This window comes from Achromobacter sp. T5-5, from assembly GCF_055397965.1.
In genome coordinates, this window is the sequence record NZ_AP027919.1 from 3,782,492 (window position 1) to 3,808,599 (window position 26,108).

A 26,108-nucleotide genomic window follows, 5' to 3' on the forward strand; every position below is an offset into this window, starting at 1 on the left:
GATTGTACTCGGTGGAGTACGTCCGGCCATCCGCCTGGTTGGAATTTTTTACACATGACATCTACCCCTATCGTACGCACGGTATACATCGTTTCCGACAGTACCGGCATCACCGCGGAAACGTTCAGCCAGTCAGTACTTTCGCAGTTCGAGGAGGTCAATTTCAAGCCTATCCGCCTGCCTTTCGTGGACACCCTCGAAAAGGCCGCGGAAGTCGCCATGCGGATCGACCGCAGCGCCCTGGACGCGGGGGTTCCTCCCATTGTCTTCAGCACCCTGGTCAATCCTGAAATCCTGGCCCGCGTTCGCCAGGCGAACGGCGTGTTCCTGGATCTGTTCGGCACCTTCGTCAGCCACATCGAGCAGGCGCTGGGCTTGAAATCAAGCCATTCCATCGGCCGCTCGCACATGCAGGCCAACTCCGAAAAATACCGGAACCGGATCGACGCCATCAACTTCAGCCTGGCGCACGACGACGGACAGTTCGTGAACCAGCTCGACCAAGCCGACGTGATCCTCGTTGGCGTCTCCCGTTGCGGCAAGACGCCCACCAGCCTGTACCTGGCCATGCAATACGCCATCAAGGCGGCCAACTTCCCGCTGACGCCCGACGATTTCGAGCGCGGCACCCTGCCCTCCACCATCGCGCCGCACCGCGGCAAGCTGTTCGGCCTGTCCATCCAGCCCGAACGCCTGGCCGAAGTGCGCAACGAGCGCCGTCCGAACAGCCGCTACGCGCAACTGGAGCAATGCCGCTACGAAGTGGCCGAAGCCGAGCGCATGATGCGCCGGGAAGGCATTTCCTGGCTGTCCAGCACCACCAAGTCGATCGAGGAGATCGCGACCACGGTGCTGCAGGAAGTCGGGCTGGATCGGGGCTGAAAACGACCAGGGCGCGCCGCGGCGCGCCCTGGTCTGGCAAGCAGGAAATCAGGGGCACAGCATCCGCGCGTTTGCGCAAATCCGCGCCCCGGGCGGAACCCGTTACAGGCCGGGAACCCGCTCGGGCGTCGCTGCGCCCCAATAGCGCAAGCGCAGCATCTCGGCTTCGGCGCGCTCCGGCGGATCGACCAGTTCCATCGACAGGTTGCCGACCGCGCCCGTGCTGCCCAGCGACTCGGCGGTGACACGCACATAGCGCGTCTGGCCCGCGTCGAGCATGAAGCTCACGCCCTCGCCCGTCCAGTACAGGTTGGTCACGACATAGCTGCCGGCCGGCCGATCCACGAAGAAGAAGCTGCCCGGCTTGTTGCGGCCCACCACATCCTGGTTGACGCGCAGTTTCTGCTGGGCGGCCGCCACGGGCGTGGTTTGCGGCTGGTAGAAGTAAATGCGTCCGTTGCCTTGCGCAATCGGCGGAATGCGGCCCTGCAGCGATTGATACTGCGGGCCGGCGCAGCCTGCCAGCGCCACGGCGGTCGCGGCAACCGCCGCCAGTTTCATCAGCCAAACCTTCATTGACGCATCTCCACCGGCAGCGTGACGGGGCGATTCAAGGACAAGTAAGCCGATTCGCCCGGCAAGTAAAAGCCGACGAGCTTTCCGGACGACGCCACGACATAGGCTTCGGCCTGGCGCCGCGTCTGGATGGTGAACAGCCCGCTGAGCGACCGGTAGGCGTCGCCCTGGGGCAAGGCGCCAACCCGTTGCCATTGCGACCCCGCGGACAGGGTGACAAGGCTGTCATTGGACAATTGGGCGCTGACCATGCGCGACAACTGGATCACGCTTACCGGGTCTGCCGCCGCAACGGGGACCAACGCGACGCGTTGCGTCGGCACGGACATGCACGCTCCCAAGAGCAGCGCGCCCGCACCGGCCATGGCTGCGAGTTTTCCCACGCGGACCGCACCCGCCATTTTCTGCACCACCGACGACGCCATGGATACCTCGGCTAGGAATAAAGTGCGTAAGTATATGGGTGCGTCAGAAATCTACAAAACGTGACGCCGCATCAATAGCGCAGCGGCTCGCGCTCCCGCCGGCCGGCGCCCCAGTACCGCAGTTCCGCCAGGGCCTGCTGGGCCGCCTCGGCCGACCCTTCCAGCTGCAGGACCTGTTTGCCGCCCTCGATGTCCACCCTGACGTACTGCGTCTGGCCCGGCGCGAGCGGAACGGTGATCGGCGCCTTTTGCTCCTTGCGGTCCGTCGCGGTTGTGACCTCAAGGGTGCCGGCCGACCGGTCCACGAAGAAGAAGTGGCCCATCTTGGATTTGCCGACCCGCGTGCCGTCCACCAGGATCGCGGGGTGCTGGGTCTTGCCGCCGTTGGCGGTCTTGGGCTGGTAGAAGTAGATGCGCCCTTCGCCCGGCTGCAGCGCGGAAATCCGCGCCGACACATCGGCATAACGCGGGCCCGCGCAGCCTGCCAGCAGCGTCGCGGCGCCCAGCGCGGCAATACTCAGTTTGATCCAATTCTTCACGCGTCGCCTCCCAGGTCGAAATGCGCGTGACGCCCGCCTCCACGGCGGCGTCCTGCGCGGACGCGGCAGTATAAGGCGGGTCTGCGGCCCTCAATAGGCGGAAAAGCGGGGAATCCTGAAGCAGATCAACCGGCGCGCGGGGCGCTGGCCTGCCTGCGCTGTTCGAACAGGCAGATCGCCGCCGCCGCGCCGACGTTCAGCGACTCCACCGCGCCGGCGTCATGCGGGATGCGGACCTTCAGGGTCGCGGCCGCGAGCAGCGCCGGGGCCACCCCCTGGCCTTCGTGGCCGAACACCCATGCGCACCGCTCGGGAAGCCTGCCCGCGTAGAGGTCACGCGCCCCGTCCAGGGCGGTGGCAACCAGGGGAACGCGCAATCGGGGCAGCAAGGCCTCCAGGTCCACATGCTCGTGGATGGCTAGGGCGAAATGGGCGCCCTGGCCGCTGCGCAGCACCTTCGGGGACCACGCGGCGGCGGTGCCGGTCGCCAGGAACACCCGTTTCACCCCCGCCGCGGCGCACGTGCGCAAGAGCGTGCCCACATTGCCGGGGTCCTGGATGCGGTCAAAAAGCACGCAGGTTTCGTCGACCTGCTCCGGCGGCGCCGGCACAGGCGGCGTCACCACGAAGGCGACGCCCTGCCCGCTTTCCACCGCGGCAAGCGTGTGCATCAGCCGGGCATCCAGCGCCAGGCTGATGCGGTCGGAAACGCCCGCGGCGAGGGCCGCGATGTCGGGATGGGACAGGCGCTCGACATCGAAGATCGCCTGATCGGGCGCGCCATGATGCTGCAGCCATGCCTGGCACAGGTGCACGCCGTCCAGCAGCACCGGGGCGCCGCGCTTGCCCGCCGTGCCGGCCAGCTTGGCCAGCGCCTTGACCGCGGGGTTGTCGCGGGAACTGATGTGCTTCATGAGGCCAGGCCGAATGCCTTGATGGGCGCAAAGCTGCGCCGGTGTTCGGCGCAAGGGCCGTGTTCGCGCAGCCGTTGCAGGTGCAGCGGCGTGCCGTAGCCCTTGTGCTGATCGAACGCATACTGGGGATACAGCGCATGCAGCCGCAGCAGGTCCGCGTCGCGCGCCGTCTTGGCGAGAATGGACGCGGCCGAGATCGCCGGCACGAGCGCATCGCCCTTGATGACCGTCTGCACGGTGCAGCGCAGCTTGGGCGCCTGGTTGCCGTCCACCAGGGCCAATTGCGGCGCGGTGGCCAGGCCCTGCACGGCGCGCTGCATCGCCAGCAGCGTGGCGCGCAGGATGTTCAGGCTGTCGATCTCGGCGACGGTGGCGCTGGCGATGCACCAGGCCAGCGCCCGCTCCCTGATCTGCTCGGCGAGCGCCTCGCGCCGCAGCGCGGTCAGGGCCTTGGAGTCCGCGAGCCCATCGATGTGCCGCGACGGGTCCAGAATGACGGCCGCCGCGTAAACCTGGCCGGCGAGCGGACCGCGGCCCGCCTCGTCCACGCCCGCCGTCAGCAAGGCGGGCTGCTCGGGCGCCACGAACAGATCAGGCTGCTCCATCGGCCACCTCCAGGATCGCCTGCGCGGCCAACGCCGGCGTGTCTCGCAACAGGTCCTGATGCATGGCGGTGAACCGGGACTCCACGCGCGCGATCAGCGCGTCGTCGGTCAATGCCTGCCAGGTCGCTTCGGCCAGTTTATCGGGCGTGGCATCGTCCTGCAAAAGCTCCGGCACGACGAAGTCGCGCAGCAGCACATTGGGCAGCCCCACCCACGGCAGATAGGGGCGCTGCTGACCCGATTTCCAGGACATGATGCGCCGCATCCAGGGCGACAGCACGTACGAAATCACCATGGGACGCTTGAACAGCGCCGTCTCCAGCGTGGCGGTGCCGCTGGCCACGAGCACCGCCGTGGCGGCCTCCATCACGGACCAGGCCACCGGCGCCTTGCGGTCACCGCCTTCGCCGTGCAGATCGTGGGCAGTGACGCAGCGCAGCCCGGGCACCGGGTACTGAGCCAGGATCTCCAGGAATTCCGCCCGCCGCTGGTCGTTGACCATGGGGACGATGCATTGCAGCGCGGGATCTTTCTTCAGCAATTGCTGCGCGGCCTGCAGGAAACGCGGCGCCAGGAGGCGGATCTCCGACGAGCGGCTGCCGGGCAGGATCGCCAGCACGCGCGCGCCCTGGTCGATGCCCAGGCGTTCCCGGGCCGCGGCGCGGTCGGGCTGCATCGGCACCGCGCCGGCCAGCGGATGGCCCACATAGGTGACGGGAATGCCTTCCTTGCGGTAAATCTCTTCCTCGAACGGAAACAGCACCAGCATGTGCGAAACCGATTCGCGGATCTTGTGGATGCGCTCGTAGCGCCAGGCCCAGATCGAGGGGCCGACGAAATGCACCGTCGGCGTGCCGGCCTGCCGCAGTTGGTGTTCCAGCCGCAGGTTGAAGTCGGGCGCGTCGATGCCGACGAACACCGAGGGCGGCTGGGCGAGCCAGCGACGCTTGACGTCGCGATACGTGGCCAACAGGCTGGGCAGGCGCTTGAGCGCGTCCACGTACCCGAACACCGTCAGCGCATGCATCGGATGCCAGGCTTCGAAGTCGTGGGCCTGCATCTGGGGGCCGCCGATGCCCTCGCAATGGACGCTGCCGTCGCGCGCTTGCAGACCGGCAATGATGCGCCCGGCCAGCAGGTCGCCCGAAGGCTCGCCGGCCACCATGCCGATCCGCGAGCTCATGGGCGGATGATGCCGCGGGACGCGACGTCCAGGAAATCCAGCAATGTCTGCAGATGCTCGGCGGCTTCGGGGACGGCCTGCTGGCGTTCGCGCAATTCGGCGCGCGCCTCGTCCAGGGGCAGGCCCCGGCGGTAGATGATCTTGTAGGCTTCGCGCAGGGCCGAGATGGCGGCCGGCGTAAAGCCGCGGCGCTTCAGGCCTTCGACGTTGATCCCCACCGGACGGCAGGGGTTGCCCGCGGCCAGCACGAACGGCGGCGTGTCCTGCATGAGCGAACTGTTGCCGCCCGTCATGGTGTGCGCGCCGACCCGAGAAAATTGATGCACGCCGGTCAGGCCGCCGATGATGGCCCAGTCGCCCACATGGACGTGGCCGCCCAGTTGGACCGAGTTCGCCAGGATCGTATGGCTGCCGATGTGGCAATCGTGTGCGACGTGGACATAGGCCATGATCCAGTTGTCGTCGCCCAGCGTGGTCTCGCCGCCATCTTGCGTCGTGCCGGTATTCAGCGTGACGAATTCGCGAACCGTGTTGCGATCGCCGATCGTCAGGCGGGTGGCCTCGCCCGCGTACTTCTTGTCCTGCGGCATGCCCCCGATGGAGCAATACCGGTAGAAGCGGTTGTCGCGACCGATCGTGGTCACGCCGTCGACCATGCAGTAAGGACCGATCTCGGTACCCGCACCGATGGTCACATCGGGCCCCACCACTGCGAACGGGCCGATGACCGCGGTCGGGTCGATTTTTGCCGCCGGATCGACGACAGCGGTGGGATGGATGTTTCCTGCCATTTACTCTTCCAGGCTGCGAATCGCGCACATCAGCTTGGCCGACGCCACTTCCTGGCCGTCGACCGTCGCACGTGCTTGATACTTACAGATGCTGCGGCTCAGGCGCTCGGCTTCGACCTCGATGCGCAGTTGATCGCCCGGGACGACGGGGCGGCGGAAGCGCGCGCCGTCAATGCCGACCAGATAATAGGCCGTCTTGGAACCTTCGCACTTGAGCCCGCCGTTTTCATCCGTGAAGGAAAACAGCGCCGAAGCCTGCGCCATGGCTTCAACGATGAGCACGCCCGGCATCACCGGATGGTGAGGAAAGTGACCGGTGAAGAACGGCTCGTTGATCGAGACGTTCTTGATGCCGACGATGGACTTGCCAGGCACCATTTCAACAACACGGTCAATCAGCAGCATCGGGTAGCGATGCGGCAGCCTCTCCATGATCCCCTTGATGTCGAGTTCCATTTTTCTATGCGTTCCTGCGAAATTAAATAATGTGGCGGCGCGCGCGCGCCAGGGCGGCGACAGCGCCCTAGTCCTTTTCCAGCGTGCGCACGCGGCGGCGCAATTGCGCCAACTGTTGTATCACGGCGGCATTGCGCTGCCAGTCGCCATGCTCCGCATACGGGAAGACCCCGGTATAGCGGCCCGGCTTGGAAATATTGGACGTCACTGCCGTGCCGCCCGAAATGTGTACGTCATCGCCCAGGACCAGGTGGCCCGAGAGCATCGCGGCGCCGCCGATGGTGCAGCGTTCGCCGATGGTGGTCGAACCCGCCACGCCCACGCACGCCGCCATTGCGGTATGCGCGCCGATGCGACAGTTGTGGCCGACCATGATCTGGTTGTCCAGCTTGACGCCGTCCGCCAGCACGGTGTCTTCGAGCGCGCCGCGGTCGACGGTGGTGTTGGCGCCGATCTCGACGTCATCGCCCAGCGACACGCCGCCGAACTGCGGGATCTTGCCCCAGGCGCCCTTGCCCAGCGAGGGATCGGGCGCGAACCCGAAGCCGTCGGCGCCCAGCACCGCACCGCTGTGCAGAATGACCCGCGCGCCGATCTTCACGCCTTCATAGAGCGTGACATTGGCATGCAGGCGCCCGTCAGACCCGATGGACGACCCTGCGCCGATGACGCAACCGGGACCCAGCACCGTGCCGCGGCCGATGCGTGCACCGGACTCGACGACGCAATTGGGGCCAATGCGCACGCCCTCTTCGATGATCGCGTCGGGCGCGACCACGGCGGAGGGATGGGTTTCAGCGGGCAGCGCGGGCCTGCGGGCAGTGTCGAACCACTGCGCAATGCGCGCGTAGAGCAGATAGGGATGTTTGCAGACGACCAGCGCGAAAGGCGGCCGGTCACTGCCCTGGGCTTCGAGGGCCTCGGCGACCTCGGGCGAGACGATGACCGCCCCGGCTCCGGTTGCGCCAAGCTGGCTTTGATAGCGGGGATTGGACAGGAACGAGAGTTCCTGGCGGCCGGCCGAAGCCAGGGTTCCGATGCCGCAGACCCGCATGGGGTCTGCGCCGGACACCTCACTGATGCGCCAGTCCATACCCTGGGTATTGGCGGCGCTCAACAGGGCTTCAAGCGTTGGCGCGCGGGCAAGATCCAGTAAAACCGGCATGGCTAGACGGGTATCGCTTACTTGCCCAGGCTCTGGATCACCTTGTCGGTGATGTCGATGCGCGGGTTGACCGTCACCGCGTCCTGGATGATCAGGTCGTAGCTTTCTTGCTCGGCGATGCGCTTGATGGCGTCATTGGCCTTGGACACGATCGTGGAGAATTCTTCGTTGCGGCGGCGGTTGAAGTCCTCCTGGAACTCGCGGCGCTTGCGCTGCAGGTCGGTATCCAGGTTGGCCAGTTCGCGCTGGCGCTTGACGCGGTCGGATTCCGACAGGACGGGTGCGTCCTTGTCGAATTTCTCGGCTTGCGAGCGCAGGCTGTTGTTCAGGCGTTGGAGTTCGTCGTCGCGCTTCTTGAATTCGGCTTCGATCTTGCTTTGCGCAGTCTTGGCCGGACCCGATTCGCGCAGGATGCGTTCGGTATTGACGAAACCGATCTTGGTGCCTTGCGCTTGCGCGGGGATCGCGGCAGCCGAACCGAGAATGAGCGCACCCACCAGGGCAATGGAGCCGCCCAGCTTGCCACGGCGCTTGGCGCCCAGCGTCTTCGATGATTTAAGTGCGAAATCAGACATCATGAAAATCTCACCTTCCAGTAAGGCAAAGCCAAAGTGTGTATTGTGCCACTAAACAGCAAGGACGCCGGGCCAGGAGGCCGCGCCCTTGTTTTCAAGAGTAACGCCTCGCTCAGAATCCGGTTCCGATCTGGAACTGGAAGCTTTGCTTGTCGTCGCCCTGCTTGGCGTTGAGCGGCCGCGCATACGACAGTTGCAGCGGACCCATCGGCGACTGCCACGACAGGCCGATACCCGCCGAGAAACGCCAGCCGCACGGATCCTCGACCTCGGTGTTGTCGCGCCCGCGGGTGCAGCTCAGGCCGCTGCCCGCCGACACCTGACCGGCATCGCTGAAAACGAACCAGCGCAGCGTGCGGTCCTTGGACGCGCCCGGGAACGGCAGGTAAAGCTGGGCGTTGGCCACGATGCGGCGCGTGCCGCCCAGGTAATCGCCCGTCTTGACGTCGCGCGGACCCAGCGACGAGCCTTCGTAGCCGCGGACGGTGCCGATACCGCCGGCGTACACGTTCTTGATGACCGGGTAATCCTTGCTGCCGTAGCTCTGGCCCCAGTCCACCATGCCGTTCAGCGCCAGCGTGTACGAGCCGCCCAGCGGCACGTAGTACTGCTGCTGCGCCGTCAGCATGGTGTATTGCAGATCAATGGTCGACAGGTCGGCCTTCAGGCGGGTGTACGAACCCTTGGTCGGCGCCAGGGCGCTGTCGCGCGTGTCCTTGGACCAGCCGGCGCTGAAGATCACCGCGTTCGTCGAATCGCCGTACTGGTCGACGAAGTCCTCGTAGGCCGCCGGCGAGTTGTCGTACAGGTCGATCTGGTTGCGTTCGAAGTTGCCGCCCAGGAAGATGCGGTCGTACTCCGAGATCGGGATACCGAAGTTCATACCCAGGCCCATGGCCTTGACGCGGTAGTCGCCGTCGTTGTTGTTCCAGGGCTCGGTCACGCGGTAGTACGCGGACGTCGTGCGGCTGATGCCATCCTTGGTCCAGTACGGATCGGTGTGCGACAGCACCACGGCGCGGTTCGTCTTGCTGGTATTCAGTTGGAGCGTCAGGTTCGTGCCGCTGCCGAAGACGTTGTCTTCGCTGATGCCGGCCGACAGAATGGCCTTTTCGGACGAGCCGTAGCCCACGCCCAGGTTGATCATGCCGGTGGGCTTTTCCTTCACGTCGACGTTGACGTCGACCTGGTCGGGCGAGCCCGGGACCGGGTCGGTCTTGACGTTGACGTCGCTGAAGTAACCCAGGCGGTCGACGCGGTCGCGTGAGGTCTTGATGTCACCGGCGTCGTACCAGGCAGCTTCCTGCTGGCGCATTTCGCGGCGCACGACTTCGTCGCGGGTGCGGGTGTTGCCGCCGATCTGGATGCGGCGCACGTAGACGCGGCGGCTGGGATCGACGTAGAAGGTCAGGTCGGCTTCATGCTTGGCACGGTCGAGCTGCGGGTTCGGGTTGACGTTGGCGAACGCGTAGCCCAGTTCACCCAGATAGTCGGTGATCGCCTTGGCCGAATCGTTGGTCTTGGCGGCCGAGAAGGTCTCGCCCGCCTTGATCTGCACCAGATCGTTGATTTCCTTGTCCAGGCCCAGCAGGTTGCCGGCCAGCTTCACGCTGCGCACCTTGTAGGGTTCGCCTTCGTGGATGGTGATCGTGATGCGGATGTCCTGGCGGTCCGGGGAGATCGTGACCTGCGGCGGCTCCACGGAAAATTCCAGGTAACCCTGGTCCAGATAGAACGAGCGCAGGCGCTCCAGGTCGCCTTCGAGCTTTTCGCGCGAATATTTGTCGGTATCGGTATACCAGGTAAGCCAGCCCGGGGTCGTGAGCTTGAATTCGTCGAGCAGGTCGCTTTCGGAAAACGCCTTGTTGCCGACGAAACGGATTTCCTGGATGCGGGCGACCGAGCCCTCGAACACGTCGAAACTCACGCCGACGCGATTGCGCGGCAGCGGCGTCACGGTGGAGGTCACTTCGACGCCGTATTTGCCCTTGGACAGATACTGCTGCTTGAGTTCGTATTCGGCGCGCTCGAGCATGGAGCGGTCGAAAATGCGGCCCTCGGCAAAACCCACCTGCGCGAGCGAGGTGGTAATGGCCTTGGAATCGAATTCGCGCATGCCGTTGAAATTGACGGATGCGATGGTGGGACGTTCCTGCACGACCACGACGACGACATTATCGTCGGTCTGGATCTGAACGTCGGTGAAAAACCCCGTGCCATACAAACGGCGAATGGCTTCGGTGGCTTCTTCTTCGGTGAATTTTTCACCGACCTTGACGGGGAGATAACCAAAGACGGTGCCGGCGTCGGTTCGTTGGATACCCTCTACGCGGATATCCCGCACGACAAAGGGTTCGAAGGCATGGGCCAGGGCCGGCAACAGCAATGCGGCTACGAGACCCGGCAGTACACCCTTTTTGTGATGAAACATCCGGCGAAAAGACATCCTTGAGTATCCTCGGTCGTGCAAATGGCGGGGGATTTTATGCTAAATCGCGTTCAAGTGAACAAACGCGTGAAATCGTTGAACAGCGCAAGCCCCATGAGGCTTGCCAATATACCTATGCCGGCGCGTTGTCCGATGTCGATCCACTTCGCTGGCGGCGGGCTACCCCGCACGATTTCGACGAGATAGTACAGCAGATGGCCACCATCCAGCATAGGAATGGGAAGCAAATTTAAAACGCCAAGGCTGATGCTGATCAATGCGATATAGGCGATATACGCAACAATACCGATCCGCGCGGTCTGGCCGGCATAGTCGGCAATGGTGACCGGACCGCTGACATTGCGCCACGAGACGTCGCCCGTGACCATGCGTCCCATCATGCGCAGCGAGAACCAGGCGGTGTCCCACGTGCGCACCGCGCCGCGCCACAGGCTGTCGAACACGCCATAGCGCACCGTCACCATCGGCACATTGCCGCCAAGCTGCACGCCCAGTCGGCCGATTTCCTGGCCGTTGACGACTTCCGGGCGGGGCGTGACGTTCAGGGTGACATTGGCGCCATCACGCGCGACCGTCAGCGCCAGCGTCTTGCCGGCGTTTTCCTGGATCTGCCTGACCAGCGCGCCGGTATCGGGGGCCGGCTGGCCGTTCACGGCCACGACCTGGTCGCCGGCGCGCAGGCCCGCGGCCTGCCCTTCCCCGCCGTCGATCACGGCACGCACCGCCGGCTTGGGCTGGGCCAACCGGATGCCGGCGGCGGCGAGCGGATCGCCGGCGTCCGGATCCATCGTATTGGGAGGAAGCTGGAGTTCGCGCTGCTGGACCGCTCCGGTGGGCGTACTGACCTCGATGCGGGCGGTGCCGCCCGTGGACATGACGTCCATCAGGCGCCAGCGCGCGTCGGACCACGAGGCGACTTCCTCACCGTCGATGGCGAGGATACGGTCGCCGGCCAGCAGGCCGGCGCGCGCGGCGGGCGTATCGGCGGTCGGCGGCGCAATGACGGCCACCGGCTCTTCGGTACCGGCCATGTTCAGGCCCGCGTACAGGAAGACCGCAAGAATCAGGTTGAAAATGGGGCCGGCAGCCACGATGGCGATGCGCTGGCCCACAGGCTTGGTGTTGAAGGCGCCAGCCGCCAGCGCCGGGCTGGCCCCCGGCGGCGCGTCGTCCAGCATCTTGACGTAGCCGCCCAGCGGCAAGGCGGAGACCGCCCACTCGGTGCCGTGGCGGTCGGTGCGGCGCAGGATGACCTTGCCAAACCCCACCGAAAACCGCAGCACCTTCACGCCGCACAGGCGGGCAACCCAATAGTGCCCCAGCTCATGGAAAATGATCAGTGAGCCAAGCGCTACGGCAAAGGCCAGCAGGGTGAAAAGCATGGGGTCGGAATCTAGGAAATCAGAGGCAGGCGCGGCCCGCGATCAGGCCAGTCCGAGGTTGCCCGCAAAGGCGCGCGCCTCGGCGTCAAGAGCAAGTACGTCTTCAAGACTGCTGAGCGTAACAGATGCCTGACGCGCTTGCCACTCGAGGGCGGCCTCGATCACCCGCGGAATCCAGGTATACGCCAGCCGGCCGTCCAGGAATGCGTCGACGGCGACCTCGTTGGCGGCATTGAGCGCCACGCACGCGGCCTGGCCCGCGCGCAGCGCGGCGAACGAATGCGCCAGGCACGGAAACCGGGACAGATCGGGTTTTTCGAAATCCAGGCGGCCATGCCGGGTCAGGTCAAGCGGCCCCACGCCGCTTTCAATGCGATCGGGAAATCCCAGGCCGTAGGCAATGGGCGTGCGCATGTCGGGCTGGCCCAGTTGCGCGAGCACCGAGCCATCGTCGTATTCGACCATGGAGTGCACGACGCTTTGCGGATGCACCACCACCTCGATGCGATCGGCAGGCATGGCGAAGAGCCAGTGCGCCTCGATGACTTCCAGGCCCTTGTTCAGCATGGTGGCCGAATCGACGGAAATCTTGCGGCCCATGCTCCAGTTGGGGTGGGCGCAGGCCTGTGCGGGGGTGATGTCGTGCAGGTCTTCGAGATCGCGGCCGCGGAACGGACCACCCGACGCCGTCAGCAGCAGCCGGCGCACGCCCCGGGCGGGATGCTGCGGCGCGGCGGCCCGCCCCTGATGCGGCAGGCACTGGAAGATGGCATTGTGTTCGCTGTCGATGGGCAGCAGTTCGGCCCCGTTGTCGCGAATCGCCTGCATGAACAGGGAGCCGGCCGCGACCAGCGCTTCCTTGTTGGCGAGGAGCACGCGCTTGCCGGCGCGCGCGGCGGCCAGCGCGGCAGGGAGTCCGGCGGCGCCGACGATGGCGGCCATGACGGCATCGCACTGCGCGTCGGCGGCGGTGTCCGCAAGCGCCTGCGCGCCCACGCGGATCTCGGGCATGGCCTGCGTGCCCGGCCAGGCCTCGATGAATTTCTGCCGGGCGGCGGCGTCCGGCACCACCACGACCGCGGCCCGGCTGGCCAGCGCCTGTTCGGCCAGGCGCTGCATCCTGCTGTGCGCGGACAGCGCATAAACCGCCAGTCGTTCAGGATGGCGGGCGATCACGTCCAGCGTGCTTTCACCAATCGAACCGGTCGATCCCAGTACGACGACACGTTGAAAAGCCGTCAAAACAAAACTCCAGACAAAAGTAGCGCGAACGGCGCGACGGGAAGAATCGCGTCGATGCGGTCATAGACGCCGCCATGGCCCGGCAGGAGCGTGCTGGAATCCTTGCGGCCCGCGCGGCGCTTGAGCAGCGATTCGAACAGGTCTCCGACGATGGACAGCATGCCGAGCGCCGCGGCGATCGGCAACGTCAGCCAGAAGGACCAGCGTTGCACCAGCGCGTGGCCGAACGTGCCGTCCCAGAGACTGGACAAGCCGATCCACACCACCGCGCCCAGAACGCCGGCGATGGCGCCTTCAACCGTCTTGCCCGGGCTGACCCGCGGAGCAAGTTTACGCTTGCCGAAGGCCCGGCCGGCAAAATACGCGGCGATATCGGCCACCCAGACGAGGGCCAGCAAGGACACGACGAACACCGCGCCGCGCGCGATGTACATCTGCGCCAGCACGGCCCAGGCCGCCAGGGCCGCGGGGACCGAAAATACCGACCAGGCCAGACTCGCGGGCGGCGCATCGGAACGGCCGCGCACCACGGCGGCGACGCCCGCAAACAGCCAGACGGCCGACACGGCCGGCACGAGGTAGCGCAGTATCCAGCCGGGATCGCCGGCGCCCGCGCGATCGCCCGCCAGCCACGCGGACGTCAGCACCAGCATGCCCGCCAGGAGCAGCACGGCGACGCCGATGGAAATCAGGGGGGATGGCGGTTGCGGCAGCGTCAGGCGCAGCCACTCCCAGTTGGCGCAGGCGGCCGCCAGGGCCAGCAGGGCGACGAACCACCAGGGATTGGCGCTCGCCATGGCGGCGGCCAGAATGGCCAACAACACGACGGCGGTAACGATACGCTGGCCCAACATATGACGGTCTCCTCTTGTGCAGCCTGGAAAGACGCGCGTCGCGCTCAGCCTACTTCGCGGCGCTTTCGCTGACTTGAGCGCTGGTGCGGCCAAAGCGGCGCTCGCGCGTGCGGTACCAATCGAAGGCGGCCATGAGTTCGTTGGCGCCAAAGTCCGGCCAGAAGCGGTCCGTGAAGTAGAACTCCGCGTAGGCCATCTGCCAGATCAGGAAATTGGAAATGCGCTGTTCGCCGCCTGTGCGGATGAACAGATCGGGCTCGGGAGCCCATGCCATGGAAAGATGCCTGGAAAGGCGCTCTTCGTCCACCCGTTCGGGATGCGCCGCCAGCTCGGGCTCGGCCGCCAGCATCGCGCGCGTGGCCTGCAGGATGTCCCAGCGGCCGCCGTAGTTGGCAGCCACCGTCAGGTGGAGGCGATCGTTGTGCGCGGTGCGTTCCTGGGCGGCGTCGATGAGTTCGCGCAGGCGCGGCTCGAAGGCGCTCAGGTCGCCGATGACGTGCAGGCGCACGCCCTGCTCTTCCAGCTTGCCGACCTCGCGCTCCAGGGCCTGCACGAACAGGCGCATCAGCAGGGAGACCTCTTCGGCCGGACGGCGCCAGTTCTCGGAACTGAACGCGAACAGCGTCAGGTAACGCACGCCGGCGCGTCCGCAGGCCTCGACCACGCGCCGGACCGCCTGAACGCCCTTGGCATGCCCGGCGGTACGAGGCAGCAGCCGCCTTGTCGCCCAGCGGCCGTTGCCATCCATGATGATGGCGACGTGCTCGGGGATGTCGCGAGTATCGGGGACCGCCTGAGTCGAACTGGTTGCCATTAGTGTGGGGACTGTGCGCGGTGGGCCGGTGATAGACACGAATACGGGAAAAAACCTGCGCCGTCGTTTCCATCGCTACGTGGATGTACCGCGAGGCAATGGACAGGACGGCGCATAGGCAGGGAACTCCTGGCGCCAGGACCGCCGGCATAGCCGGAAGCCCTGAAGCGTGCCAGGATTATACGGTCATGATTTCCGCTTCTTTCTGGACGACCATCTTGTCGATATCCGCGACGGCACGGTCCGTCAGCTTCTGGACGTCGTCCTGGGCGCGGCGCTCGTCGTCCTCGGAGATTTCCTTGTCCTTGACGAGCTTCTTGAGCGATTCGTTGGCCTCGCGGCGCAGGTTGCGCACCGCGATCTTGGCGTCTTCGCCCTCGCTGCGCACGACCTTGGTCAGGTCGCGGCGGCGTTCTTCGGTCAGCGCCGGCATCGGAACGCGGATCGTGTCGCCCATGGAGATGGGGTTCAGCCCCAGGTCCGATTCACGGATCGCCTTTTCGATCGGGCCCGCCATGTGCTTTTCGTACGGCTGCAGGCTGATGGTGCGAGCATCGACCAGGTTCACGTTGGCGACCTGGCCGACCGGCACGGGCGAGCCGTAGTATTCGACCTGCACGTGGTCCAGGATGCCGGTATGGGCGCGGCCCGTGCGGATCTTGGCCAGGTTGGTCTTGAGCGTATCAAGCGACTTGGCCATTCTGGCCTCGGCGGATTTGCGGATTTCTGCTGCGCTCATGGAATTTCCTTTTCTTTAAACGTGTACCAACGTGCCTTCGTCCTCGCCGCTCACGACTCGCTTGAGCGCGCCGGACTTGTTGATCGAAAACACCTTGATCGGCAGTTTCTGGTCGCGGCACAGCGCGAAGGCGGTGGCGTCCATGACTTCCAGACGGCGGACGATCGCTTCGTCGAAGCTGATGCGCGCATAGCGCGTGGCAGTGGGATCCTTGTTGGGATCCGCGCTGTAGATGCCATCCACCTTGGTGGCCTTCAGCACGATCTCGGCGCCGATTTCGGCGCCGCGCAACGCGGCGGCGGTATCGGTGGTGAAGAAAGGGTTGCCGGTGCCCGCGGCGAAGATGACGACCTTGCCTTCTTCGAGGTAACGCAGCGCCTTCGGCCGGATGTAGGGCTCGACGACCTGATCGATGTTCAGCGCGGATTGTACCCGGGTGTCGATACCCTTGTGCTTGAGCGCGTCCTGCAGCGCAAGCGCGTTCATGATGGTGGCCATCATGCCCATGTAGTCGGCGGTCGCGCGGTCCATGCCCTGCGCACCCGGGGCGACGCCACGGAAGATGTTGCCTCCGCCGATGACGATGGCCAGTTCGACGCCCGCGGCGGCGACCTCGGCGATCTCATCGGTCATACGGACGATGGTGGAGCGATTGATGCCGAATGCATCTTCGCCCATCAGCGCCTCGCCGGAAAGTTTGAGAAGAACCCGTTTGTATGCCCTGCTGCTCATAGGTGATATCCCGAAGAACAATCCGACGAAAGTGTAAGTCAAGAATGGGGTTGCCCCCAGCGCCGCACCCGCCAGGCGGGCCGGCTGCCCCCCAGGCAAACGCCCTCGGGGGGTCCATGCGGCGAAAAGGCCGGACTAGAATTTAATCTAGCGCCGGCCTTTAAGCACTACCTAGAGGTCAGGCGGCGCCGGCGGCGGCAGCGGCAACCTCAGCGGCAAAGTCGCTGGTCTTCTTCTCGATACCTTCGCCGACGACGAACAGCACGAACTTGCTGATCGAGGCGCCCTTTTCCTTCAGGTACTGCTCGACCGTGTGCTTGTCGCTCTTGACGAACGGCTGCGACAGCAGGGTCACTTCCTTCAGGTACTTGGCAACCGAGCCTTCCACCATCTTGGCGACGATGTCGGCGGGCTTGCCGGATTCGGCGGCCTTCTGCTCGGCGACCGAACGCTCCGTGGCGATATCGGCGGCATCCACGCCGTCGGCGTTCAGGGCCTTGGGCTTGGTGGCGGCGATGTGCATCGCCAGGTCCTTGCCCACGTCGTCCGAACCGGTGTATTCAACCAGCACGCCGATCTTGCCGCCGTGCACGTAGCTGGCCAGCGAGTTGGCGGTCTCGATGCGCTCGAAGCGGCGGATCGAGATGTTTTCGCCGATCTTGCCGATCAGGGCGGTGCGGGTCGTTTCGACGGTGCCTTCACCGTACGGCAGCGCGGACAGCGCGGCCACGTCGGCCGGATTCTGCGTGGCGACCAGTTCGGCCAGCTTGTTCACGAAGCCGACGAAGTCGTCGTTCTTGGCGACGAAGTCGGTTTCGCAGTTGATTTCGATGACGGCGCCCTTCTTGGCGTCGGCGGAGATGAACAGACCGATCAGGCCTTCGGCGGTGACGCGGGCGGCGGCCTTGCTGGCCTTGTTGCCCAGCTTGACGCGCAGGATTTCTTCAGCGCGGGCCAGGTCGCCTTCGGCTTCCGTCAGGGCCTTCTTGCATTCCATCATGGGCGCGTCAGTCTTTTCGCGCAGTTCCTTGACCAGGGCAGCGGTAATTTCAGCCATGTTTGCTCCAAATTTTGCTAAGACACGCCCCGGCGGGCCGGGGCTGTGATTTGATTCGATGGGACGCCCGCGCTAGGCGGGCCTGGAAGATGGGAGCCCAGCTTCGCAGCGCCGGCGAGGGCGGAAGCGGTCCGTTTCGGCGCCGCTTCCAGACCTTACCCGCCGGACATGACAACAGGCTTAGGCCTGGTTGTCTTGCACTTCGACGAACTCTTCCTGACCTTCGCCCAGTTCTTCGACCAGACCGTTCAGGTTTTGCTCGCGACCTTCCAGGACGGCGTCGGCGATGCCCTTGGCGTACAGCGCGATGGCCTTGGCCGAGTCGTCGTTGCCGGGGATGACGTAGTCGATGCCTTCGGGCGAGTGGTTGGTGTCAACCACGGCGACCACGGGGATGCCCAGGGTCTTGGCTTCGGCGATGGCGATCTTGTGGTAGCCGACGTCGATCACGAACATGGCATCGGGCAGGCCGTTCATGTCCTTGATGCCGCCGATCGACTTGTTCAGCTTGTCCAGTTCGCGTTGGAACAGCAGGCCTTCCTTCTTGATCATGCGCTCGGCGCCGCCTTCGGCGACAACGGCTTCCATGTCCTTCAGGCGCTTGACCGAGGTCTTGACCGTCTTGAAGTTGGTCAGCATGCCGCCGAGCCAGCGGGCGTCGACGTAGGGCATGCCGCAACGGGCGGCTTCGGAAGCGACCAGCTCGCGAGCGGCGCGCTTGGTGCCAACGAACAGGATGTTGCCACCGCGAGCAGCCAGCTGCTTCACGAACTTGGTGGCTTCCTGGTACTTATCAACCGTCTTTTCCAGGTTGATGATGTGAATCTTGTTGCGGTGACCGAAGATGTACTGAGCCATCTTGGGGTTCCAGTAACGGGTCTGGTGACCAAAGTGGACACCCGCTTCCAGCATTTCGCGCATCAAAGACATGTAATTCTCCAAGGGTTGGTTTCTTGCGCCGCACCTGCATCAGCATCTTGCTGACACCCTGGGTGGTGTTGCGCGCGATTTCCCGCCAATGCGGGATGAAAAGATTTTAACCGGGCCGGCCGATCACTGCCGCAATAACTACGACGCTCCAGGCGTACTGCCTGGAACGGCTCGCCTTGGACCTGCTGCGCCTGCTAACTACTACGCTGCCGCGATAAACCCAGACGGCCGCCACCCACAAGACACTTGCATCGCGCCTGCCCGACACTCCAGGAATTTCCTGGAAGTTTCTTCGAGGCGCACCCGGAATTGTTTTGTTGGCGGCGAAATCCAGCTCTTCGCTTGCATGGCCGCTAGGCCTGCCCGCGCATCAGGCCGCTGTGGCAGTTCTTCAGGAATTTCCCTTTCAGGATGGATTCCAAGAACTTAATCCAGCGCCCATACCGAACCTGCATCGCCGCTCGAAAACACTTCCGGGCTTGCAAGAACGCCGTGCCCAGCCGGCATCGACATCCGCGTCCCCAGCGCATCCAGCCGGATTCCGCATGATGCGCGCCCTGCCCTGGACCCCACGACCTGCCCGAACTCGCTCCACAACCTTCGCTTGCGGTGAAACTTCAGGGCTTGCCGCCGATCTCAAGTAAGAACCGCGCAAAACCAGGACTCCTGCCGGGTGGCTTTGGACCCAAAGGCCTGCACCCGCCGGGTTTGGCTTTACACCAGCGCATCGTTTGGCCGCTTTGCCGTGAGGCGTAGCGCCAAATTCCGCTCTGTTGCTCTTGCCGGTAACCCGATTGCTCCCCAAATTTTTAGGGAAGCCTATAATTCTACTATTCTTTCAAGCTGACATTCAAGCGACAGATCGCAAGCTTTCCATGGGCACAATCACCAATCCGGCCGACCTGGCCAAAATGCGCGCCGCCTGCCAGGACGCCGCCAAAGTTCTCGATTTCATCACCCCGCACGTCAAGCCGGGCGTCACCACCGGAGAACTGGACCGACTCTGCCTCGAGTACCTGACCGACGAGCTGAAGGTGAAGTCCGCCACGGTCGGCTACGCGCCGCCCGGCTATCCGCCCTTTCCCGGCGCCATCTGCACCTCGGTGAACCATCAGGTCTGCCACGGCATCCCGGGCGACAAGTTGCTGAAAAACGGGGACTCATTGAACATCGACGTCACCATCATCAAGGATGGCTGGTTTGGCGACACCAGCCGGATGTACGCGGTGGGCGAACAATCCATCCTGTCCCGGCGCCTCTCCGACATCACGTTCGAGTGCATGTGGAAAGGCATTCAGCAGGTCAAAAACGGCGCCACCCTGGGCGACATCGGCAATGCCATCCAGAAGCACGCCGAGGCTAACGGCTTTTCGGTGGTGCGCGAATTCTGTGGCCACGGCATCGGCCAGCAGTTCCACGAAGACCCGCAGGTCCTGCACTACGGCAAGCCCGGCACGGGCGTGACGCTGACGACCGGCATGCTGTTCACCATCGAACCGATGATCAACGCCGGCCGCCGCGAGATCCGCCAGCTTGCCGACGGCTGGACCGTCGTCACCCGCGACCACAGCCTGTCCGCCCAGTGGGAGCACGCCGTCTGCGTGACCGAAACCGGTTACGAAGTCCTGACCCTGTCGCCCGGCATGCCGCAACCGCCGGCATTCATTACCGAACCCATCGTCATTCCCGCCGTCTGAAGCGCCGCTGCCAGCCATGACCGCCGAAATCCTCACCAAGCTGCGCGAACGCATCCAGGAATCCCGGCGGGCCGCGGTTGCGCAATTCCGGGACCATGAACGACCGGACATCCTGCTGACCGAGCTGCGGCGGATCGTCGACGCCGCCCTGCGCGACCTGGTCAAGCACTATCCGCTGCCGGTTGGCGCCACGCTGGCGGCCGTCGGCGGCTACGGCCGCGGCGAGCTATACCCCCATTCCGACGTCGATCTGCTCATCCTGCTGCCCCACGCGCCCACGGCCGAGGACGAAACCGCGATCGAGCAGCTGGTGGCTTCGCTGTGGGACCTGGGGCTGGAACCCGGCCACAGCGTGCGCACCATCGAGGACTGCGAGCGCGAGGCCGACGCCGACATCACGGTGGAAACCGCGCTGCTGGAATCGCGCTGGCTGGCCGGCAGCCGGGTGCTGATGCGCAAATTCGATGCCGCGACCAAGTCGCGGCTGGACCCCCAGGCCTTCTTTCTGGCCAAGCGCGTCGAAATGCAGCAACGCCACGGGCGCTATCACGACACGCCCTACGCGCTGGAGCCCAATTGCAAGGAATCGCCGGGCGGGCTGCGCGACCTGCAGGTCATCCTGTGGATGGCGCGGGCGGCGGGTTTCGGGAACAACTGGCGGTCGGTGGCGCAGGCGGGCCTGTTGACCTCGTCCGAGGCGCGCGACCTTCGCAAGGCCGAGCAGGCCTTCAAGCGCCTGCGCATCGAGCTGCACCTGCTGTCGAACCGGCGCGAGGACCGCGTGCTGTTCGACCTGCAGCCCGCGCTGGCCGAAGTCTATGGCATCCATGCGACCGCCACGCGGCGCGGCAGCGAATTGCTGATGCAGCGCTACTACTGGGCGGCGCGGCTCGTGACCCAGCTGAACGGCATCCTGGTGCAGAACATCGAGGAGCGGCTGTTTCCGCGCCCCGACAGCGACGCGCGCGACATCGACGACGATTTCCGCAACCTGCGGGACCGCCTGGACATCATTCGCGACGACGGCTTCGAACGCAATCCCACGCTGCTGCTGCGCGCCTTCCTGGTGATGCAGCAACACCCCGAACTGACCGGCATGTCGGCCCGCACGCTGCGCGCCATCTGGCATTCGCGCCACCGCATCGACGCGCAGTTTCGCCGCAATCCGGTAAACCGCAAGCTGTTCCTGCAGATCCTGCAGCAGCCGCGCGGCATCGTGCACGAACTGCGGCGCATGACCATGCTGAACATCCTGCCGCGCTACCTGCCGGTGTTCCGCCGCATCGTGGGCCAGATGCAGCACGACCTCTTCCACGCCTACACGGTGGACCAGCACACGCTGGCGGTCGTGCGCAACCTGCGGCGCTTCACCATGCCCGAGCACGCGCAGGAGTATCCGCTCGCCAGCCAGCTCATCGCGGGCCTGGACCGGCACTGGCTGCTGTACGTGGCGGCGCTGTTCCACGACATCGCCAAGGGCCGCGGCGGCGACCATTCCGAACTGGGCGCTCGCGACGTGCGCAAGTTCGCGCAGGACCACGGCATGGACCCGGAAGACGCCAAGTTGGTGGAATTCCTGGTGCGCCAGCACCTGTTGATGTCGGCGGTGGCGCAGAAGCGCGACCTGTCCGATCCCGAGGTGATCAAGGAGTTTGCCGCCACCGTCAAGGACGAGCGCCATCTCACTGCCCTGTATCTGCTGACGGTCGCCGATATCCGGGGCACCAGCCCCAAGGTCTGGAACGCCTGGAAGGGCAAGCTGCTGGAAGACCTGTACAAACTGACGCTGGCGGCGCTGGGCGGCGCCCACGCCGACGCCCACACGGTCCTGGCCGAACGCAAGGAAGAAGCGGCGCGGCTGACGCGGCTGGCGGGCCTGCGCGACGACGCGCGCGAAGCCTTCTGGAACCAGCTCGACGTGGCGTATTTCCTGCGCCACGACGCCTCCGACATCGCCTGGCACACGCGCCACCTGTACCACCAGGTCGCGCCCACGCGGGCTGTCGTCAAGGCCCGGCCCACCGAACAGGGCGAAGGGCTGCAGATTATGGTCTACACCCGCGACGCGCCCGATCTCTTCGTCGCGATCTGCGGCTATTTCGACGCCAAGTCGCTGTCCATCCAGGACGCGCGCATCCACACGACCCGCCATGGCTGGGCGCTGGACAGCTTCATCGTCCTGCTGCCGGAAGGGGCGAGCGACCTGCGGGCGCAGGCCACGCTGGTCGAACACGAGCTGGCCGAACGCCTGAAGGACCCGCAGGCCGCCGCCCAGGCGCAGCCGGCCCGCGGCGGCTGGTATGGGCGCGGCCGCCAGTCGCGTGTCTCGCGCGTGTTTCCGGTCATGCCGCAGGCCGAGCTGCAGCCCGACGAACGCAGCACCTCGTGGCGCCTGTCCGTCACGGCGACCGACCGGCCGGGACTGCTGCACGCCCTGGCGCGCGTCTTCGCCCGCCACGCGGTCAACCTGCTCATGGCCAAGATCATGACGCTGGGCGACCGGGTGGAGGACGTGTTCATCGTGGACGGCTCGGCGCTGGCGCGCCCCCGCAGCCAGATGCAGTTCGAACGCGACATCCTGGACGCGCTGTCGGGCGACGACGCCCAGCAGCGCGCCGCCTGAGCCGGCATCGCCAGACCCGGCCCGGAACGCATACAATCCGGGTTTTCGGCCAGGCGATGCTTGCTCCCATGCAGCTCAATGACTATCTGCGCGTTTTCGGTGGCAGCTTTTTCTTCGCGTTGGCCACGCTGCTGCCGTTCCTGAATCCGCCGGCGATCGCCCCCATCTTCCTGTCGCTCACCGAAGGCGCCTCGTCCGCCACGCGCGTCGTGCTGGCCAAGCGGGTCGCCATCAATGTGTGCCTGATGCTGATCGTGGCCATGGTGGCCGGCAACGTGCTGCTGAGCTTCTTCGGCATCTCGCTGTCGATCGTGCGGGTGGGCGGCGGCATGCTGGTGATTGCCAGCGCGTGGCGCCTGGTGAATTCGCCGGACGCCGACACGGAACGCGTGGCCCGCATGGCCGAGTCGTTCACCCCCGAGATGGCCAAGGCCCGCGCCTTCTATCCGCTGACCTTTCCGATCAGCTGCGGCCCGGGCTCCATCGCGGCGGCCATCACGGTGGGCGTCTCGCTGCGCGACCAGAACCACGCGCTGAGCCTGGTACGGCTGGGAGGCTCCATTCCGGGCATCGTCGTCGTCTCGCTGACGCTCTACATCTGCCTGCGCTTTGCGGCCCAGATGCTGCATCGCCTGGGCGACAATGGCACGGCGGTCTTCATGCGGCTGTCGGCCTTCATCATGCTGTGCCTGGGGGTGCAGATTTTCTGGGAAGGCGCGCGCGACCTCCTGCTGGGCGTCCTGACCCAGGTGATGCAACCTATTCCGGTCCCGAAGGCCTAAGCATGGCTGGCCGCCGCGCCGGCCCCGTCCAACCCTTACCAACGCAACAATGACCTCTCGTTCCGAACGCCTGCTTCGCCTCGTCGCCCTCTTCTGCTTCGGCGCCGTCGGCATCGCCCTCGTCTCCCAGCACGTCTTCGACATGCCGCCCTGCGCCTGGTGCGTGATGCAGCGCCTGATCTACCTGGTGATCGGCGTCATCGCCCTGGTCGGCGGCTTTGGCGGCGGGCGCGCGCTGACGCGTGTCTGCGGCGTCCTGACCGCGGCGCTGTCGCTGTCCGGCATCGTGGCCGCCTGGTACCAGTACAGCGTCGCCGCGAACATGCTGTCCTGCGACCAGACCTTTGCCGACCGCTTCATGACCGGCATCGGCCTGGAAAGCGCCATCCCGCCGCTCTTCGGCATCTACGCCACCTGCATGGACGCCAAGGTGCCGGTGCTGGGCATCGAATATGCCTTGTGGAGCCTGGCGCTCTTCGTGATCCTGTTCTTCATGGCCTTGCCCGTCGTGTTCCGGCGCGGCCGCGCCTGAGCGCGGTTTCGCCCGCCCGGCCCATATCGTGCAAACCCTGAAATTCCTGTCCGGCTATCCCGAAGCCCTGCTGGCGCAGGCGCGCAAGCTGCTCGACCAGGACAAGCTGGGCGCCGCCCTGCTGGCCCGGTACCCGGGCGGCGCGCACGGCGTGCGCACCGACAAGGCGCTCTACCAGTATGTGACGGAACTGAAGAACGCGCACATGCGCAATGGCGACCAGATCAACAAGGTGGCCTTCGACAGCAAGATCCATGTGATCCAGCACGCGCTGGGCCAGCACACCTATATTTCGCGCGTGCAGGGCGGCAAGCTGAAGGCCAAGCATGAGATCCGGGTGGCGACGCTGTTCAAGCACGTGCCCGCGGAATTCCTGAAGATGATCACGGTGCATGAGCTGGCGCACCTGAAGGAAAAAGACCACAACAAGGCCTTCTACAACATGTGCCTGCGCATGGAGCCGCACTACCACCAGTACGAGTTCGACCTGCGCCTGTATCTGACGCACCTGGAGGCCACGCGCACGCCGCTGTGGGAAGCGCCGGGCTAGGCGCTTGCGCCCCCCCCGGTTGCAAAAAGAATGCCGTCCACGAGGGACGGCATTCTTGTCTGGGCGGGACGCCGACGGGGATCAGGCGTCGTCGGAGGTGTAGCCCATGTTGAAGCGCAGACCGCCCGCGTCTTCGTCCTTGCCGGGCTCGGAGCGCGACTGGCCCAGGCGGGCCAGGTAATCGGGCGTGATGTCGCCCGTGATGTACTGGCCGTCGAAGCAGGAAGCCTCGAAGCGCGTCAGCTTGGGGTTGATGTCGCGGACCGCCTGCTGCATGTCGTGCAGGTCCTGGTAGACCAGGCTGTCGGCGCCGATGGCGCGGGCGATTTCCTCGTCCGTGCGGCCGGTGGCGATCAGTTCGCTCTGCGTGGGCATGTCGATGCCGTACACGTTGGGGAAGCGCACCGGAGGCGCGGCCGAGGCAAAGTACACCTTGTTGGCGCCGGCGGCGCGCGCCATGTCGACGATCTCGCGGCTGGTCGTGCCGCGCACGATGGAGTCATCGACCAGCAGCACATTCTTGCCCTTGAACTCCATGCCGATGGCATTGAGCTTCTGGCGCACAGATTTGCGGCGCACGGCCTGGCCCGGCATGATGAACGTGCGGCCCACGTAGCGGTTCTTGATGAGTCCTTCGCGATAATCCAGGTTCAGGCGCGCGGCAAGCTGCATCGCGGCGGGACGCGAGGAATCGGGAATCGGCATGACGACGTCAATGTCGCCCAGCCGCATGTTGCGCGCGACCTTGTCCGCCAGGTATTCACCCATGCGCAGGCGGGCGTCGTACACCGACACGCCGTCGATCATGGAATCGGGACGGGCGAAGTAGACGTATTCGAAGATGCACGGCACGAGCTGCGGGTTGTCGGCGCACTGGCGGGCGACCAGGCGGCCGTCCAGGTCGATGAACACCGCTTCGCCCGGATCGACGTCGCGCACGAAGGTGAAGCCGCTGCCTTCCAGCGCCACGGATTCCGAGGCAACCATCCACTCCACGCCCTCTTCGGTTTCCTGGCGGCCGATGCACAGCGGACGGATGCCGTTGGGATCGCGGAAGGCGAGCAGGCCGTAGCCGGAAATCTGGGCCACGACGGCATAGGCGCCGCGCACGCGCTTGTGCAGGGCGGAGACCGCGCGGAACATGGATTCTTCGTCGAGCGACACGCCGTTGGCGGCCGATTGCAGCTCGTGCGCCAGCACATTGAGCAGGACTTCGGAATCGGAGTTCGTGTTGATGTGGCGGCGGTCGACGCGATAGAGCGATTCGCGCAGTTCACGCCAGTTGGTCAGGTTGCCGTTGTGGGACAACATGATGCCGAACGGGGCGTTGACGTAGAAGGGCTGGGCTTCTTCTTCGCTGGCGCTGGAGCCGGCGGTCGGATAGCGGACCTGGCCGACGCCCGACGTGCCGGGCAGCGCCCGCATGTTGCGCGTGCGGAAGACGTCGCGCACCAGGCCGTGGGCCTTGTACATATTGAACTGGTTGCCTTGCGACGTCGCAATGCCCGCGGCGTCCTGCCCGCGATGCTGCAACAGCAGCAAGCTGTCATAGAGCAGCTGGTTGACCGGCCCGCGCCCGATGACCCCTACGATTCCACACATGGTGAGATTTCC

The 26,108-nt window shown here is 65.4% G+C and carries 26 protein-coding genes; 6 read left to right on the forward strand and 20 right to left on the reverse strand.

Annotation, left to right across the window (positions count from 1 at the left end; genetic code table 11):
- Positions 1–54 precede the first annotated feature (54 nt).
- Positions 55–882 carry a posphoenolpyruvate synthetase regulatory kinase/phosphorylase PpsR gene (ppsR, locus tag ACZ50Q_RS17205; protein WP_076521285.1) on the forward strand — a complete coding sequence of 276 codons (828 nt, stop codon included), beginning with the start codon at positions 55–57 and terminating at the stop codon, positions 880–882.
- A gap of 102 nt (positions 883–984) precedes the next feature.
- On the opposite strand, the gene ACZ50Q_RS17210 is transcribed toward ppsR, so the two are convergent.
- The 19 genes from ACZ50Q_RS17210 to rpsB form a co-directional block, all read right to left on the reverse strand.
- Complete coding sequence (locus tag ACZ50Q_RS17210) at positions 985–1,458, reverse strand: DUF2846 domain-containing protein (RefSeq protein WP_464079081.1); 474 nt, start codon at positions 1,456–1,458, stop codon at positions 985–987.
- Complete coding sequence (locus ACZ50Q_RS17215; protein ID WP_464079082.1) at positions 1,455–1,883, reverse strand: hypothetical protein; 429 nt, start codon at positions 1,881–1,883, stop codon at positions 1,455–1,457. The genes ACZ50Q_RS17210 and ACZ50Q_RS17215 overlap by 4 nt, the downstream gene beginning before the upstream one ends.
- 71 nt (positions 1,884–1,954) lie before the next feature.
- Positions 1,955–2,422, reverse strand: a complete 468-nt coding sequence (locus ACZ50Q_RS17220) for a DUF2846 domain-containing protein (protein WP_092582309.1) — start codon at positions 2,420–2,422, stop codon at positions 1,955–1,957.
- A 125-nt stretch (positions 2,423–2,547) separates the two neighbouring features.
- Complete coding sequence (locus tag ACZ50Q_RS17225; protein WP_464079083.1) at positions 2,548–3,336, reverse strand: TrmH family RNA methyltransferase; 789 nt, start codon at positions 3,334–3,336, stop codon at positions 2,548–2,550.
- Entirely contained in the window at positions 3,333–3,941 is a 609-nt protein-coding gene (gene rnhB, locus ACZ50Q_RS17230; protein WP_464079084.1) for a ribonuclease HII, read from the reverse strand. Before rnhB ends, ACZ50Q_RS17225 begins: the two co-directional genes overlap by 4 nt.
- Positions 3,928–5,124, reverse strand: coding sequence for a lipid-A-disaccharide synthase (lpxB, locus tag ACZ50Q_RS17235; RefSeq protein ID WP_092582306.1), 1,197 nt, complete (start codon positions 5,122–5,124; stop codon positions 3,928–3,930). Before lpxB ends, rnhB begins: the two co-directional genes overlap by 14 nt.
- Entirely contained in the window at positions 5,121–5,915 is a 795-nt protein-coding gene (gene lpxA / locus ACZ50Q_RS17240; RefSeq protein WP_076521292.1) for an acyl-ACP--UDP-N-acetylglucosamine O-acyltransferase, read from the reverse strand. Before lpxA ends, lpxB begins: the two co-directional genes overlap by 4 nt.
- Entirely contained in the window at positions 5,916–6,371 is a 456-nt protein-coding gene (gene fabZ, locus ACZ50Q_RS17245) for a 3-hydroxyacyl-ACP dehydratase FabZ (RefSeq protein ID WP_464079085.1), read from the reverse strand.
- A 67-nt stretch (positions 6,372–6,438) separates the two neighbouring features.
- Positions 6,439–7,536 (reverse strand): UDP-3-O-(3-hydroxymyristoyl)glucosamine N-acyltransferase, encoded by a 1,098-nt coding sequence (gene lpxD, locus ACZ50Q_RS17250; RefSeq protein ID WP_464079086.1) that lies wholly within the window; start codon positions 7,534–7,536, stop codon positions 6,439–6,441.
- A gap of 17 nt (positions 7,537–7,553) precedes the next feature.
- Entirely contained in the window at positions 7,554–8,114 is a 561-nt protein-coding gene (locus tag ACZ50Q_RS17255; protein WP_092582304.1) for an OmpH/Skp family outer membrane protein, read from the reverse strand.
- A gap of 109 nt (positions 8,115–8,223) precedes the next feature.
- Complete coding sequence (gene bamA / locus ACZ50Q_RS17260; protein WP_464079087.1) at positions 8,224–10,557, reverse strand: outer membrane protein assembly factor BamA; 2,334 nt, start codon at positions 10,555–10,557, stop codon at positions 8,224–8,226.
- A gap of 53 nt (positions 10,558–10,610) precedes the next feature.
- On the reverse strand, positions 10,611–11,942 hold the full coding sequence (gene rseP, locus ACZ50Q_RS17265; protein WP_464079088.1) for an RIP metalloprotease RseP: 1,332 nt from the start codon (positions 11,940–11,942) through the stop codon (positions 10,611–10,613).
- Between the two features lie 42 nt (positions 11,943–11,984).
- Positions 11,985–13,184 carry a 1-deoxy-D-xylulose-5-phosphate reductoisomerase gene (locus tag ACZ50Q_RS17270; protein ID WP_464079089.1) on the reverse strand — a complete coding sequence of 400 codons (1,200 nt, stop codon included), beginning with the start codon at positions 13,182–13,184 and terminating at the stop codon, positions 11,985–11,987.
- Positions 13,181–14,038, reverse strand: coding sequence for a phosphatidate cytidylyltransferase (locus ACZ50Q_RS17275; protein WP_464079090.1), 858 nt, complete (start codon positions 14,036–14,038; stop codon positions 13,181–13,183). The genes ACZ50Q_RS17270 and ACZ50Q_RS17275 overlap by 4 nt, the downstream gene beginning before the upstream one ends.
- A 49-nt stretch (positions 14,039–14,087) precedes the next feature.
- Positions 14,088–14,852: a polyprenyl diphosphate synthase gene (gene uppS, locus ACZ50Q_RS17280; protein WP_092582301.1), complete on the reverse strand. Its 765-nt coding sequence runs from the start codon at positions 14,850–14,852 to the stop codon at positions 14,088–14,090.
- A 178-nt stretch (positions 14,853–15,030) separates the two neighbouring features.
- The gene (frr, locus tag ACZ50Q_RS17285) at positions 15,031–15,591 is read right to left on the reverse strand and encodes a ribosome recycling factor (RefSeq protein ID WP_008167711.1); all 561 of its coding nucleotides are present in this window, start codon (positions 15,589–15,591) and stop codon (positions 15,031–15,033) included.
- A 15-nt stretch (positions 15,592–15,606) separates the two neighbouring features.
- Positions 15,607–16,323, reverse strand: a complete 717-nt coding sequence (gene pyrH / locus ACZ50Q_RS17290; protein WP_076521301.1) for a UMP kinase — start codon at positions 16,321–16,323, stop codon at positions 15,607–15,609.
- Between the two features lie 178 nt (positions 16,324–16,501).
- Positions 16,502–17,380 carry a translation elongation factor Ts gene (gene tsf / locus ACZ50Q_RS17295; protein ID WP_076521302.1) on the reverse strand — a complete coding sequence of 293 codons (879 nt, stop codon included), beginning with the start codon at positions 17,378–17,380 and terminating at the stop codon, positions 16,502–16,504.
- Positions 17,381–17,560: 180 nt separating this feature from the next.
- Positions 17,561–18,310, reverse strand: a complete 750-nt coding sequence (rpsB, locus tag ACZ50Q_RS17300) for a 30S ribosomal protein S2 (protein ID WP_076521303.1) — start codon at positions 18,308–18,310, stop codon at positions 17,561–17,563.
- A gap of 875 nt (positions 18,311–19,185) precedes the next feature.
- Here rpsB and map point away from each other — a divergent pair.
- The 5 genes from map to ACZ50Q_RS17325 all read left to right on the forward strand — a co-directional run bounded on the left by map (position 19,186) and on the right by ACZ50Q_RS17325 (position 24,494).
- Entirely contained in the window at positions 19,186–20,007 is an 822-nt protein-coding gene (gene map / locus ACZ50Q_RS17305) for a type I methionyl aminopeptidase (protein WP_464079091.1), read from the forward strand.
- 16 nt (positions 20,008–20,023) lie between these two features.
- Complete coding sequence (locus ACZ50Q_RS17310) at positions 20,024–22,630, forward strand: [protein-PII] uridylyltransferase (RefSeq protein WP_464079092.1); 2,607 nt, start codon at positions 20,024–20,026, stop codon at positions 22,628–22,630.
- Between the two features lie 68 nt (positions 22,631–22,698).
- Positions 22,699–23,412: a MarC family protein gene (locus ACZ50Q_RS17315; protein WP_076521306.1), complete on the forward strand. Its 714-nt coding sequence runs from the start codon at positions 22,699–22,701 to the stop codon at positions 23,410–23,412.
- Between the two features lie 49 nt (positions 23,413–23,461).
- Positions 23,462–23,944 carry a disulfide bond formation protein B gene (locus tag ACZ50Q_RS17320; protein ID WP_076521307.1) on the forward strand — a complete coding sequence of 161 codons (483 nt, stop codon included), beginning with the start codon at positions 23,462–23,464 and terminating at the stop codon, positions 23,942–23,944.
- A gap of 28 nt (positions 23,945–23,972) precedes the next feature.
- On the forward strand, positions 23,973–24,494 hold the full coding sequence (locus ACZ50Q_RS17325) for a M48 metallopeptidase family protein (RefSeq protein WP_076521308.1): 522 nt from the start codon (positions 23,973–23,975) through the stop codon (positions 24,492–24,494).
- A gap of 81 nt (positions 24,495–24,575) precedes the next feature.
- On the opposite strand, the gene purF is transcribed toward ACZ50Q_RS17325, so the two are convergent.
- The gene (gene purF, locus ACZ50Q_RS17330) at positions 24,576–26,096 is read right to left on the reverse strand and encodes an amidophosphoribosyltransferase (protein ID WP_464079093.1); all 1,521 of its coding nucleotides are present in this window, start codon (positions 26,094–26,096) and stop codon (positions 24,576–24,578) included.
- Positions 26,097–26,108: the final 12 nt, after the last annotated feature.

Excerpts from the sequence above, each read along its gene's own strand:
- ppsR (WP_076521285.1), top strand. The coding sequence starts at position 55 with ATGACATCTACCCCTATCGTACGCACGGTATACATCGTTTCCGACAGT.
- ACZ50Q_RS17210 (WP_464079081.1), bottom strand. The coding sequence starts at position 1,458 with ATGAAGGTTTGGCTGATGAAACTGGCGGCGGTTGCCGCGACCGCCGTG.
- ACZ50Q_RS17215 (WP_464079082.1), bottom strand. The coding sequence starts at position 1,883 with ATGGCGTCGTCGGTGGTGCAGAAAATGGCGGGTGCGGTCCGCGTGGGA.
- ACZ50Q_RS17225 (WP_464079083.1), bottom strand. The coding sequence starts at position 3,336 with ATGAAGCACATCAGTTCCCGCGACAACCCCGCGGTCAAGGCGCTGGCC.
- rnhB (WP_464079084.1), bottom strand. The coding sequence starts at position 3,941 with ATGGAGCAGCCTGATCTGTTCGTGGCGCCCGAGCAGCCCGCCTTGCTG.
- lpxB (WP_092582306.1), bottom strand. The coding sequence starts at position 5,124 with ATGAGCTCGCGGATCGGCATGGTGGCCGGCGAGCCTTCGGGCGACCTG.
- lpxA (WP_076521292.1), bottom strand. The coding sequence starts at position 5,915 with ATGGCAGGAAACATCCATCCCACCGCTGTCGTCGATCCGGCGGCAAAA.
- fabZ (WP_464079085.1), bottom strand. The coding sequence starts at position 6,371 with ATGGAACTCGACATCAAGGGGATCATGGAGAGGCTGCCGCATCGCTAC.
- lpxD (WP_464079086.1), bottom strand. The coding sequence starts at position 7,536 with ATGCCGGTTTTACTGGATCTTGCCCGCGCGCCAACGCTTGAAGCCCTG.
- ACZ50Q_RS17255 (WP_092582304.1), bottom strand. The coding sequence starts at position 8,114 with ATGATGTCTGATTTCGCACTTAAATCATCGAAGACGCTGGGCGCCAAG.
- bamA (WP_464079087.1), bottom strand. The coding sequence starts at position 10,557 with ATGTCTTTTCGCCGGATGTTTCATCACAAAAAGGGTGTACTGCCGGGT.
- rseP (WP_464079088.1), bottom strand. The coding sequence starts at position 11,942 with ATGCTTTTCACCCTGCTGGCCTTTGCCGTAGCGCTTGGCTCACTGATC.
- ACZ50Q_RS17275 (WP_464079090.1), bottom strand. The coding sequence starts at position 14,038 with ATGTTGGGCCAGCGTATCGTTACCGCCGTCGTGTTGTTGGCCATTCTG.
- uppS (WP_092582301.1), bottom strand. The coding sequence starts at position 14,852 with ATGGCAACCAGTTCGACTCAGGCGGTCCCCGATACTCGCGACATCCCC.
- frr (WP_008167711.1), bottom strand. The coding sequence starts at position 15,591 with ATGAGCGCAGCAGAAATCCGCAAATCCGCCGAGGCCAGAATGGCCAAG.
- pyrH (WP_076521301.1), bottom strand. The coding sequence starts at position 16,323 with ATGAGCAGCAGGGCATACAAACGGGTTCTTCTCAAACTTTCCGGCGAG.
- tsf (WP_076521302.1), bottom strand. The coding sequence starts at position 17,380 with ATGGCTGAAATTACCGCTGCCCTGGTCAAGGAACTGCGCGAAAAGACT.
- rpsB (WP_076521303.1), bottom strand. The coding sequence starts at position 18,310 with ATGTCTTTGATGCGCGAAATGCTGGAAGCGGGTGTCCACTTTGGTCAC.
- map (WP_464079091.1), top strand. The coding sequence starts at position 19,186 with ATGGGCACAATCACCAATCCGGCCGACCTGGCCAAAATGCGCGCCGCC.
- ACZ50Q_RS17310 (WP_464079092.1), top strand. The coding sequence starts at position 20,024 with ATGACCGCCGAAATCCTCACCAAGCTGCGCGAACGCATCCAGGAATCC.
- ACZ50Q_RS17315 (WP_076521306.1), top strand. The coding sequence starts at position 22,699 with ATGCAGCTCAATGACTATCTGCGCGTTTTCGGTGGCAGCTTTTTCTTC.
- ACZ50Q_RS17320 (WP_076521307.1), top strand. The coding sequence starts at position 23,462 with ATGACCTCTCGTTCCGAACGCCTGCTTCGCCTCGTCGCCCTCTTCTGC.
- purF (WP_464079093.1), bottom strand. The coding sequence starts at position 26,096 with ATGTGTGGAATCGTAGGGGTCATCGGGCGCGGGCCGGTCAACCAGCTG.